Below are 12,178 nucleotides of genomic sequence, written 5' to 3'. Positions count from 1 at the left end.
GGGGGAGCGGCGCGGCGGGGAGCGGCGGGGACGGCGCGCGGACCCCCGCCCGAATGGGGCGCCGCGCGTCGCGGCTGCTGACGCGCGTGCACGCATCGGCTACACCCTGGGGCATGCTCGATCCCCGCTACGTCGCAGATCACCTCGATGAGGTGCGCGCGGCGCTCGCCCGTCGCTCGCCCGCCGCCGCCGCTACCCTCGGAGACGACTTCGCCTCCACGGTCAGCTCGCGCCGGTCGAGGATCCAGGAGCTCGAGCGGTGGCAGGCGGAGCGCAACGCGGCGAACGACGCGATGGCGCGCCTCGACAAGAAGTCGCCGGAGTTCGCGCAGAAGCGCGACGAGCTGAAGGCCCTCTCCGCGAAGATCAAGGAGGCCGAGCAGGTCGTCTCGGAGCTGGAGAAGCGGCTGACCGAGCAGCTCGCCGTCGTCCCCAACCTGCCGGATCCGTCGGTGCCCCACGGCGCCGGGGACGAGGACAACGTGGTCGTGAGGACGTGGGGCGAGAAGCCGAGCTTCTCGTTCACGCCGAAGAACCACTGGGACATCGGCACCGCCCTCGGCATCCTCGACTTCGAGCGCGCGGCGAAGCTCTCGGGCGCGCGGTTCACGGTGCTCCTCGGCGCGGCGGCCCGCCTCGAGCGGGCGCTCATCACGTTCATGCTCGACCTGCACACGCGCGAGCAGGGCTACCTCGAGGTGCTCCCGCCGTTCCTCGTCAAGGACTCGGCCCTGTTCGGCACGGGCAACCTGCCCAAGTTCGCCGAGGACCTGTTCAAGACCCAGAAGAGCGACCCCGAGCGGGCGTACGACCTCTACCTCATCCCGACGGCCGAGGTCCCGGTCACGAACCTCCACGCGGACGAGATCCTCGACGGCGCGTCGCTGCCGATCGCGTACGCGGCGTACACGCCGTGCTTCCGCAGCGAGGCGGGCAGCCACGGGCGCGACGTGCGGGGGCTCATCCGGCAGCACCAGTTCGACAAGGTCGAGCTCGTGCGGCTCTCGGCGCCGGAGGACTCGCCCCGCCAGCACGAGCTCCTCACGACGCACGCCGAGGAGGTGCTGAAGCGCCTCGGCCTCCACTACCGCGTCTCCGCGCTCTGCACCGGCGATCTCGGCTTCGGCTCGCAGAAGACGTACGACCTCGAGGTGTGGCTGCCCGGCCAGGGGGTCTACCGCGAGATCTCGAGCTGCTCGAATTTCGGCGACTTCCAGGCGCGCCGCGCCCAGATCCGCTACCGGCCGGAGCCGAAGGCGAAGCCGCGGCTGGTCCACACGATGAACGGATCGGCGCTCGCGGTGGGGCGGACGGTGATCGCGATCCTCGAGCAGTACCAGCAGGCGGACGGGACGGTCGTCGTGCCGGAGCCGCTCCGCGCGTTCATGGGGTGCGAGGTCCTCCGCGGCAGGTAGCGGCGATGGGAGCGGACGAGGAGGCCAAACGCGAGCTCCCGGAGCCGCGAGGCGGGCGCGAGCTGGGCGAGGGCGAGCGGCGCTCGCAGTATCCGGAGTCGCGGCGGGGGCGCGAGCTGGGCGAGGGCGAGCGGCGCTCGCAGTACCCGGAGTCGCGGCGGGGGCGCGAGCTGGGCGAGGGCGAGCGGCGCTCGCAGTACCCGGAGTCGCGGCGGGGGCGCGAGCTGGGCGAGGGCGAGCGGCGCTCGCAGCTGCCGGAGTCGCGGGGCGGGCGCGAGCTGGGCGAGGGCGAGCGCCGCCCGCAGGTCCACGCGCCGTCGACCCCCACCGAGACCTCCATGGCGCTCGCGCGCCGGCGGCTGCTCGAGCTCTGCAAGCGGCACAAGGACGAGCTGATCGACGACTGGATCGAGAACGTGCTGGCGCTGCCGCCGGAGCGCGGCCGGTACACCGACCGGCCCGTCGGCGAGGTGACGGAGAACGTCCGCTCCTGGCTCGCCGCCTTCACAAGGATCCTCGAGGACGGCAGCGAGACGCTGCTCGACGAGTTCATCACGCACCTGGTCGAGCAGCGTTACGCGACCGGGTACTCCATCAGCGGCCCGCTGATCGCCGCCTCCGAGTTCCGCACCGCGGTCGCGGGCGTCCTCGACACGACCCACGACGACGGCGACGCGGACGGCACGTCCTCCATCGACGTGCTCCGCGCCGTCGACGCGCTCCTGCTCCAGTTCGAGCACCGCTTCGCCGAGGCGTACGCCCAGCGCTCGCTGTTCGCCTCCGAGGAGCGCTACCGCGAGATCGTCGAGCTCTCGTCCGACGTGCTCGCGACGATCGACCAGGAGGGCATGCTGACGCGGCTGAACGTGCGCTTCGAGGTGCTCTTCGGGCACTCGCGGCAGGCGTGGATCGGCCGGCCGATCACCGCGCTCGCGGTCGCGGCGGACGTGCCGGCGCTGCGCGCCCTGGTGATGTCCGCGTCCCGGGCCGAGGCGCCCCGGGAGGCCACCATCCGCTGCGGGACGCGCGCCGGGCTGACCAAGGTGATGACGGTCCGGATCACGCGGCTCTACGGCGAGGACGCGTCGCTCGCGCTCATGCGCGACGTCACCGAGGAGGTCGCGCGCCGCGCGCAGATCCTCCACAGCGAGAAGCTCGCCTCGATCGGCCAGGTGGCGGCGAGCGTCGCGCACGAGCTCAACAACCCCATGGCGTGGGTGATGGCGAACCTCGAGCAGATCCGGAGCGGGGCGCACAAGCTCGTCTCGGCGGCGCGCCCGGTCGCGTCGGGCTCCTACGAGGACCTGCTCCGCGCCATCGACCTCATCGATCGGTCGTGCCACGAGGCGCTCGCCGGCGTCGAGCGGATGCGCGACATCGTGACCGACCTCAACCTCTTCTCGAGCAGCAGCGAGCGCAAGCCCGAGCGGGTCGATCTCGTCGACGTGATCGAGCTCGCGCTGCGCATGACGGGGCCGCAGCTCAGCCAGCTCTGCCGCATCGAGCGGCATTACGGCGAGATGCCCCCGCTGGTCGGCTACCCGGGCAAGCTGTCGCAGGTGTTCGTGAACCTGTTCATCAACGCCGCCCAGGCGATGCCGAACCGCCCGCGCGACGAGAACCTGGTGCGCGTGACGGCGCGCTTCGACGACGGGGTGCACCACGTCGAGGTGGAGGACAACGCGCGCGGCATGACCCCCGAGGTCGTCGAGCGCATCTTCGACCCGTTCTTCACGACCAAGGAAGAGAGCGCGCGGCCGGGGATCGGGCTCTGGGTGTCGCGCAACATCGTCGAGGAGCAGCACGGCACCATGACGGTGTCGAGCAAGCCCGGCATCGGCACCGTCTTCACGATCCGCCTCACCGGCCTGAGCCCCGCGGATCTGCCGGCGCTCCGCCCGCCGCCGGAGCCGCCGCGCCCGTCGTCGCGCGGGACGATCCTGTTCGTCGACGACGAGCCGATGCTCCTCAACGCGTTCGCGCGCGCGTTCGAGGAGCGGCACGAGGTGCTCGTGGCGAAGAGCGGCCACGAGGCGCTCGACCTCCTGCGGGACCGCGGCGGCCGGATCGACGCGATCGTCTGCGATCTCCTGATGCCGCAGATGAGCGGGATGGCCCTCTACGACGAGATCGGCGAGCGGTTCCCGCAGCTCCAGCCGAAGATGGCCTTCATGTCGGGCGGCGCGTTCACGCCGAGCGCGCGCGAGTTCGTCGAGCGGGTGGACAACCCGAAGATCGCGAAGCCGATCTCGCTCGACGACCTGGAGCGGGTGATCTCCGATCTCCTCATCGGCGGGCAGAAGCGGGGGCACTAGATGGCGGACGCGAGGGCGACGCGGGAGCGGGCGAACCACGCGCGCTACCGGCCGGGGCAGCGGGAGGGGTTTTACGAGAGCTTCTTCCAGCGCGCGAACCACCCGACGCGCCCGCTCGCCTTCTGGATCCGCTACACGCTCTTCAGCCCGGCCGGGCGGCCCGACGCCGCGGAGGGCGAGCTCTGGGCCATCTACTTCGACGGCGAGTCGGGGCGCCACGCGGTCGCCAAGCGCGAGGTGCCGTTCGCCGGGCGCTGCTCGTTCGCGCGCGACGCCCTCGCCGTGGACATCGACGGGGCAGAGCTGCGCCCGGGCCGGCTCGCCGGCGCGGCGGGCGAGGGGGAGGGCGCCATCTCCTGGGATCTCGCGGTCGAGGGCGGCGGGGAGCCGCTCCTGCTGCTCCCTGCGGCCCTCTACGACGCCCCGCTGCCCAAGGCGAAGGCGCTGGTCGGCGCGCCGATGGCCGTCTACCGCGGCGTCCTGCGCGCTGCCGGGCGCGACGTGGACGTCTCGGGCTGGGTGGGCAGCCAGAACCACAACTGGGGGACGAAGCACACGGACCTCTACGCCTGGGGGCAGGTCGCGGGGTTCGACAGCCACCCGGACAGCTTCCTCGAGGTCGCCACGGCCCGCCTCAAGGTCGGGCCGCTCTGGACGCCGAGCATGACGCCGCTGGTCCTGCGGCACCGGGGCGAGGAGATCGCGCTGAGCTCGCTGGTCCAGGCGTTCCGCGCCGAGGCCTCGTTCGACTACTTCACCTGGCGCTTCCGGACCGAGACCGATCGGCTGAGCGTCGAGGGGGAGATCTCGGCGCGCGCCGCCGACGTCGTGGGCCTCGCCTACAGGAACCCTCCCGGCGGGGTGAAGCACTGCCTGAACACGAAGATCGGGGCCTGCAGCCTCACCCTGCGGCGGAAGAGCCTGGGCCGCGAGGTCGGGATCGAGACGCTGACCACGGCGCGGCGCGCGGCGTTCGAGATCCTCACGGACGACCGCGGCCACGGCGTGGCGATCCGCGCCTGATCCACGCCGGACGCACCGGGCCGCTGCGCGGGCGGCCGGGGTGGCGCGCTGCTGCGCGGGCGGCCGGGGTGGCGCGCTGCTGCGCGGGCGGCCGGGGTGGCGCGCTGCGTGGGCGGCCGGGGTGGCGCGCTGCGCGGGCGGCCGGGGTGGCGCGCTGCGCGGGCGGCCGAGGTGGTGCGCCGCGCGGGCGCCGGGCGCCGCGGGACGTGCTGCGCGCCCGGCGCGGAGTCGGCTAAAGAGATCCGGGAACGCCACCGCACGAAAGGCGGACGCCATGAGCCTCAAGCACCCCCGGACCATCCTCGTTGCCCTGGACAGCTCGCCCAGGGCGCCGCTCATCCTCGCGGAGGGCGTCGATCTCGCGCAGAAGCTCGGCGGCAAGCTCGTGCTCGTCCGCGGCATCGGGCTGCACCACAGCCTGCCTGCCGAGGCGCTGAACGAGTCGCCGACGCGCGTCCCCGAGATCCTGGAGCGGGGCGACCGGGAGGAGCTCGCGCAGCTCGCGCGCGGCGTGCCGCCCGAGCTCGTCGCGAAGGTCGTGGTCCACGTCGGCGTCGCCTGGGAGGTCATCTGCCGGACGGCCGACGAGGAGGACGCGGACCTCATCGTGATCGGGTCGCACGGCTATTCGGGCATCGACAAGGTGCTCGGGACGACGGCGGCGAAGGTCGTGAACCACACGGGCCGGTCGGTGCTCGTGGTGCGCGACAAGCCCTCGGATTGACGTTGATTGACGTCGATCGACGTCAACCGTCACGGCGACGGTTCGCCGAGCTCCACCGCGCTCGTCATCGGCCGGCGACACCCTCGGGCAGAACAACATCGATGAGCGAGCCGCGGTGCTCGGGGCGTGTTTCCAGGGAAGGAGGCTCGAATGAACCATCGGATCATCCCGGTCGCGGACGGCTTCTGGAACATTCGCGGATCGTTCAAGATCGGCGGGATCATCGACGTCGGCACGCACGCGTCCCTCGTCCGGCGCGAGAACGGCAAGTACATTTTTCTCGACTCCTACACGCTCGGGGTCGAGGAAAAGCGGCACATCGACGAGATCACCCATGGTGGGAGGGACGTGGAGGCCATCCTCAACGTTCACCCCTTCCACACGCTGCACGCGAAGGCCATGCATGCCCACTATCCGCATGCGCGCCTCTACGGAACGTCTCGCCATCTGTCCCGCTTCCCCGACCTCCCGTGGGAAAAGACGTTGATCGACGATCCGGCGGCGCACGCGATGTTCGCGGGCGACCTCGACTTCTCGGTGCCGCGCGGGGTCGATTTCGTCTCAGCGAACGAGAACGTGCACTTTTCGTCCGTCCTCGTGCTGCACCGCGCGTCGCGGACGATTCACGTCGACGATACGCTGATGTACATCCGCCTCCCGTCCCCGATGCGCCTCGTGGGGCTCAACGATGTTTTGAGCTTCTCTCCCATGCTGCCGCAGGCGCTCGAGAAGCGCCCCGGGGCCGCGCTGGAGTTTCGGCGATGGGCCGAAGAGCTGGCCCTTCGCTTCCATGACGCCGAGAACCTCTGCGCCGCCCACACCGCGACGCTCACGGCTCGAGAGAACGGCGGAGCGCCGATCAAGGATCGCATCCTCAGAGCCCTGGCAAAGGTCGACAAGACGCTGAAGAGGCATGAGCGCAAGCACGGCTGAGGACACGAGGAGCCATGGCGTCGCGGCGGACCGCGGGAGCCGTCGTCTCGGCGCGGTCCGCGGGCGGCGGGAGCTCGTCGCGTCATCCTCGCGCGCCGAGCCGGCGGGCCGGCGAGGCGCCCGGCGTCAGGGCAGCTTGGCGATGAGCTCGTCGCTCAACGTCGGCTGGTCGATCTTGCCAAACCAGATCTGCCAGGTCGCCTTCATGAAATCGAGGCCGCCCACCGTCGCGGTCCCGCCGCCGGCCACCTTGGCGGTGGTCGTCTTCGCGCGCGCGTCGTACTCGATGGTGACCTCCGCGCCCGCCTTGAGGTCGCCCTCGAACGCCGAGACGAACCGCGCGATCTTCGTCTGATCGGCGTATCCGTTCATCGCGTAGGCGTCCCTCAGCGCCTTGACGATGCTCTCGCGGTCGACGTCGCGCAGCATCGTCCAGACGAACTTCTTTCCCGTATCCATCTCGATGACGGCCTGCTTGGACCTCGTGGAGGGCAGCTGTTCCATGTAATGGCTGATCCGATAGACATCGATCTTGGCCGTGCCGACCGTCCTCACGCGGACGCCGGTGCCCGTGAGCGTGTAATCCGGCAAAGCGAAGAGGCTCGCGACAGCCAGGAAGATCGCCGCGAAGGCGGCGAGAAGAGCTGGAGACTTGCTTCGTACGAGTTTCATCGGATCGACCTCCTCCGGCATCGCCGCTCGGCGGCGCATCGTGTCCGGGCGCCGCGCGCCGGCGATCGCCCGTCCATGATCGTGAATCAGCAAGACGCGGACCATCGGCGGAGGGGACGCGGGGAGCCGCATCGGTCGCGAGATCTCGAGTTGGGCCCTCGCTTCATGCGCCGGCGACGCATCAGGTGTGCTCGGCGGGGGCTCCGGGGCGGGCAGCGGGCCCCTCGGCCGGGAGGGGCGGCGGCGCGGGGGGCGAGCTCTCCCGGAGATCTTTTTTCGGCTGGGTCCGTAGAAGCCGCGCGCTGCGGGGGTCGAGGAGATCGCGGCGGAGGACGCGAGTCCCCCGTGGGCCGCGCCTTGGCTCGGGCTTGCGGCGGAAGGAGCTTCTCGATGCGGACGATGCTCGCGGGCGTGCTGATGGGATTTGCGGCTCTGGGCTGCGCGGCCGGCGCGGCGGCGCCTCCGGAGACGAGCGCTGCGGCCGCGGAGGTCGCGCCGGGCTCGGGGGCGCGGCAGGAGGGCGCGCCGGCGGTCGCCGCGGCCCCGGCGGCGGCCGACGGGGCCGCAGTGGCGGCCGCGCCTGGGGCGGCGGTGGCGGCCGCGCCTGGGGCGGCGGTGGCGGCCACGCCTGCGGCGGCCGAGGCGCCGGGATCCCGGGCCGAGGCGAGCCGCGGCGTCTGGATCGGCGCCGCGGGGGCCAGCGACTTCGTGCTGCCGGGGACGCGCGAGACGCAGCTCGGCGTGTGGGTCGACGTCCCCGGGGCCCGCCGCGGGGCGCGCGCGCCGGCCGCGGTCGCGCTGCTCGTGGACGCCTCCGGCTCGATGCAGGGGCCGAAGATGGACCACGCCCGCGCCGCGGCGCAGGCGTTCGTCGACGGGCTGCCCGACGGCGACCTCGTCTCGCTCGTGTCGTTCGCCGACGCCGCGGTGGAGCGCGTCGCGCCCGCCGTGCTCGGCCCCGAGACGCGCCCCGCGGTGGCGCGCGCCATCGCCGCGCTCGGCCCCGAGGGCAGCACGAACCTCTTCGAGGGCCTCCGGCTCGCGGAGCGGCACGCGGCCGCGGCGCCGTCGACGCACGCCGTCCGGCGCGTGGTGCTCATCTCCGACGGCCAGGCGAACATCGGCCCGTCGTCCCCCGAGCTCCTCGGCGCGCTCGCCCAGCGCGGCGCCGCCCACGGAGTGCAGGTCACGTCGATCGGGGTGGGCGCCGACTACGACGAGCGCACGCTCAACGCGCTCGCCCTCGGCTCCAGCGGCCGGCTCTACCACCTCACCGAGGCCCGCCAGCTGTCCTCCGTCCTCGAGCGCGAGCTCGCCCTGCTCCAGACGACCGCGGCGACGGGCGCCTTCGTCGAGATCGTCCCGGCGCCCGGCGTGGAGGTGATCGGCGTGCCGAACGAGCGCGCCGACCGGTCCGGCGACGCGGTCCGCGTGCTGCTCGGCACCATGTTCGGCGGGCAGCACCGCGAGATGCTCGTGCGGGTGCGGGTCACCGCGCCCGCCGCCGGCTCGCACCCGCTCGCGAGCGTGCGCCTCCACTTCCGCGACCCCGAGAACGGCAACGTCCCGCGCGTGCAGGAGGTGGTGGCCCGCTATGAGGTGACGAGCGACCCGGCCCAGGTGGCCGCGCACGAGAACGAGCGGACCCAGACGCTCGCGGCGGTGATCGAGACGGGCATGACGCAGCTCGCTGCGGCCCAGGACGTGGGCTCCGGCGACTTCGGCGCGGCCGAGGCGAAGCTCGCCGCGGCGGAGGAGCGGCTCCTGCAGCAGGCGGCGCGCGCGCAGTCGGCCAAGGAGAAGGCGCGCATCGCGGGCGCGGCCTCGGCGGTGGCGAGCGCGCGGAAGACCGCCCGCGCGGCCGCGGCGGCCCCGCCCGCGGCGCGGCGCATGGACGCCCTCCAGATGAACGGCGCCTCCCCGCTCTGGATGGGCCGCTGAGCGGCGCCATCGAGGCGCTGCTCGCGCCATCGAGGCGCCGCTCGCGCCAACCCATCCATGATGGACGCGTCCACGGTCCATCATGGATGGGTTGACCGAGGCTGGATCCTTGCCGGAATGCGGTCACGGTTGATCCACGAATCAATGTTGATCGACATCTCGATCATGGATCCACCATCGATGCGCCTCGCGTGGCCCTCGACGCTCTCGACGCCCTCGACAGGAGGCGTGGCCGCGCGCGACATTGTCACCGGCCCTCCGACACCTCAGCCTCGTAGGGCACTCGACCTCCGCCATGAACCCGAACACCTTCCCGGAGTCGCGCGCCGGCGCCGCGCGCGAGCTCTGGCCGCTCGACCCGGCCGTCACCTTCCTCAACCACGGCTCGTTCGGCGCCTGCCCGCGCGCGGTGCTCGAGGCGCAGCAGCGTTACCGCGACCAGCTCGAGCGCGAGCCGGTCCGCTTCTTCCTCCGCGAGCTCGAGCCGCTGCTCGACGCGGCCCGCGGCGAGCTCGCCGCCTTCGTCGGGGCCGACCCGGACGACCTCGCGTTCGTGCCCAACGCGACCTTCGGGGTCAACACGGTGCTGCGGTCGCTCTCGCTCGGGCAGGGCGACGAGCTCTGCGTCACCGACCACGGGTACAACGCCTGCCGCAACGCGGCCGAGGCCGTCGCGGCCGGCGCCGGGGCGCGCGTCGTGGTCGCGCCCGTGCCGTTCCCGATCGAGGCGCCCGAGCAGGTGGTCGAGGCGGTGCTCGCGCGGGTGGGGCCGCGGACGCGGCTCGTGCTGATCGATCACGTGACGAGCCCGACGGGGCTCGTGTTCCCGGTCGACGCGCTGTCCGCCGAGCTCGCCGCCCGCGGCGTCGATCTCCTCGTCGACGGGGCGCACGCGCCCGGCATGCTGCCGCTCGACCTCCGCGCCCTCGGGGCGGCGTATTACACCGGCAACTGCCACAAGTGGATGTGCGCGCCGAAGGGCGCGGGGTTCCTCCATGTGCGGCGCGACCGACAGGGCTCGGTGCGCCCGCTCTGCATCAGCCACGGCGCCAACTCGCCGCGCACCGACCGGTCGCGCTTCCTGCTCGAGTTCGACTGGACGGGCACCTCCGATCCGAGCGCGGCCCTCTGCATCGCGGACGCGATCCGCGCGATGGCAGCGCTCCTGCCCGGCGGCTGGCCCGAGCTCCGGGCCCACAACCGGGCGACGGCCCTCGCCGCGCGCGACCTGCTCTGCGCAACGCTCGGCTGCCCACCGCCGAGCCCGGACACGATGATCGGCGCGCTCGCGACGGTGCCGCTCCCGGACGCGGCGTCGTCGCCGCTGGGCCTCGACCCGCTCCAGGACGCGCTCCTCGCGCACTGGGGGATCGAGGTGCCGGTGTTCGCCTGGCCGGCGTCGCCGCGGCGGGCCCTCCGGATCTCGGCGCAGATCTACAACGACCGGCCGCAGTACGAGCGCCTCGCGGCGGCGCTCTCGGCGCTCCTGTAGCGCGCGCGGGGGAGCCCGGCCGCGCCTCCGGGTCGCCGCGCCGCCGGGGCCGCTCCGCCGTGGGGGCGCGCGGCGCTCGCCTCGCGCTCGAGCCACCGCGCCGGGGCCCGCGTCGCGGCGGGCTGCCCGGGCGCGGGACGGCGAAGCGCGACCGGCGCTTGCTGGAGCAGACGCGCGCGCCTTCCGAGGCGATAGGATGCGCGCCCCAAGGAGACACGATGCCACGTCGAATCCTGGTCTTGTCCTCGCTTTCCTGGCTGGCGACGGCGATCCTCGCGGCCGCGCCGATCGCCGCGCAGCCCGTGACGCCTCCGCCGGCGACGCGCCCCGCGCCCACCGCCTCGGCGCCGGCGGGAACGCCGCCGGCCCCTCCGGCGCGGGCGGGGACGCCTCCAGCGCCCGCGCCGCAGCCGGCGCCCGGCGCGCCGCAGCCGGCGCCCGGCGCGCCGCAGTCGCCGGCGAGCCCCGCGCCTGCGGCGCCCGGCGCGCCGCAGTCGCCAGCGCCCGGCGCGCCGCAGTCGCCGGCGAGCCCCGCGCCTGCGGCGCCCGGCGCGCCGGCTGCGGACGCGCCAGCGCCGGAGGGATCGCCGTCCGAGCCGGCCGGAGCGACGCCCGAGGCGGGCGCTGCCGAACCGCCCGCAGACGCCGCGCCGCCCGCCAAGACGCCGGCCGCGCGGCGGGCAGGCCGGTGGGAGAGCATGGAGGACTGGAGCACGTCCCTCTCCGAGGCCGAGCAAGGGCCGCTGCCCGCGCCTGCCGACGAAGGCGCGCTCGGCGGGGGGACGGTGCCGCTCGCCCAGCGCGGGGCGATCGGCCTGGAGACCTCGGCGTTCACCGGCGGCGACAGCGACGGCTCCGGGCTCGCGGTCGCCCTCTTCGCCCGCATGCCGTTCGCCGATCACACGTTCCTCGACGTCCGCGTCCCCTTCGGGCTCGCGATGGACGAGCGCACCGACGCCGTGCTCGGCAACGTGATGCTCGGCGCCCACCACGTCGCCCGCGCAGGCCGCAAGCTCTGGATCACGGTGGGCGGCGCCGTCGGGCTGGCGACGCTCTCGGCCCAGACCCACGACCACCGCAGCTACGAGCCGGTCGGCGCGAGCCGCGCCTACTGGGACCTCCACGAGTACTTCCCGAGCATCCTCCCCATCCACGCGCGCTTCGGCGCCGAGGTCCACCTCGGCCCGCTGATCGGGCGCCTGCAGATCGAGCCGCTCCTCTACATCCCGCTCGGCCGAAACGAGGAGTACGAGGTCGCGATCCAGCACGCCGCCGAGGTCCAGATCGGCCACGGGATCGCCGGCGGCGTGCGCGTGCAAGGCGTAGCGCTGCCCACGTTCGACAACGTGGGCATCCGGCACGCCGTCGCGCGCAATCTGTACGTGCTCGCCCTCGAGCCGTTCCTCGCGATCGAGCGCAAGGCCGCGTTCCTCCGAGCGGGGCTGCTGCTTCCCTTCGACGAGGAGCTCGGCCCGCCGCTCGATCACACCTGGGGCTTCCACCTCACCGCGGGTGTCCGCACCGACTGAGGCCTTCGGCGGCCGAGACGCGCGGCCGCCGAGGCCCGGCAGCGGCCGAGCCACGCGACGGCCGCGGCCCGCGTCGGCCGCCGCGTCGAAGCGGCTCCGGCACGTTCGAGGCGCCTCGGCGCGTTCGGGGCGCC

General features: G+C 73.6%; 9 protein-coding genes. 8 read left to right on the top strand and 1 reads right to left on the bottom strand.

What is annotated here, in order from left to right; genetic code table 11:
- Positions 1–113: 113 nt before the first annotated feature.
- From serS to WME83_RS47180, 5 genes are all read left to right on the top strand, one after another.
- Positions 114–1,415, top strand: coding sequence for a serine--tRNA ligase (serS, locus tag WME83_RS47200; protein WP_437316265.1), 1,302 nt, complete (start codon positions 114–116; stop codon positions 1,413–1,415).
- Between the two features lie 5 nt (positions 1,416–1,420).
- Entirely contained in the window at positions 1,421–3,730 is a 2,310-nt protein-coding gene (locus tag WME83_RS47195) for an ATP-binding protein (RefSeq protein ID WP_437316264.1), read from the top strand.
- Entirely contained in the window at positions 3,731–4,753 is a 1,023-nt protein-coding gene (locus tag WME83_RS47190; RefSeq protein ID WP_437316263.1) for a hypothetical protein, read from the top strand. It begins immediately after the preceding gene.
- A 274-nt stretch (positions 4,754–5,027) separates the two neighbouring features.
- Positions 5,028–5,477, top strand: coding sequence for a universal stress protein (locus WME83_RS47185; protein WP_437316262.1), 450 nt, complete (start codon positions 5,028–5,030; stop codon positions 5,475–5,477).
- Positions 5,478–5,627: 150 nt separating this feature from the next.
- A complete protein-coding gene (locus WME83_RS47180; RefSeq protein WP_437316261.1) occupies positions 5,628–6,410 on the top strand; it encodes a hypothetical protein in 783 nt (260 codons plus the stop codon).
- A gap of 126 nt (positions 6,411–6,536) precedes the next feature.
- Here WME83_RS47180 and WME83_RS47175 read toward each other — a convergent pair whose 3' ends face one another.
- Positions 6,537–7,082, bottom strand: a complete 546-nt coding sequence (locus tag WME83_RS47175; RefSeq protein WP_437316260.1) for a chalcone isomerase family protein — start codon at positions 7,080–7,082, stop codon at positions 6,537–6,539.
- Positions 7,083–7,472: 390 nt separating this feature from the next.
- On the opposite strand from WME83_RS47175, the gene WME83_RS47170 reads away from it, so the two are divergent.
- The 3 genes from WME83_RS47170 (at position 7,473) to WME83_RS47160 (ending at position 12,044) form a co-directional block, all read left to right on the top strand.
- Positions 7,473–9,023: a vWA domain-containing protein gene (locus tag WME83_RS47170; protein ID WP_437316259.1), complete on the top strand. Its 1,551-nt coding sequence runs from the start codon at positions 7,473–7,475 to the stop codon at positions 9,021–9,023.
- 295 nt (positions 9,024–9,318) lie between these two features.
- Positions 9,319–10,515 (top strand): aminotransferase class V-fold PLP-dependent enzyme, encoded by a 1,197-nt coding sequence (locus WME83_RS47165; RefSeq protein ID WP_437316258.1) that lies wholly within the window; start codon positions 9,319–9,321, stop codon positions 10,513–10,515.
- Between the two features lie 218 nt (positions 10,516–10,733).
- Positions 10,734–12,044, top strand: coding sequence for a hypothetical protein (locus tag WME83_RS47160; protein ID WP_437316257.1), 1,311 nt, complete (start codon positions 10,734–10,736; stop codon positions 12,042–12,044).
- Positions 12,045–12,178 lie beyond the last annotated feature (134 nt).

It is taken from the genome of Sorangium sp. So ce385 (assembly GCF_051474135.1).
GTDB classification, from domain to species: domain Bacteria; phylum Myxococcota_A; class Polyangia; order Polyangiales; family Polyangiaceae; genus Sorangium; species Sorangium cellulosum_D.
The sequence above is the reverse complement of the archived record's forward strand: the minus strand, read 5'-3'. Positions and strand labels throughout refer to the sequence as shown.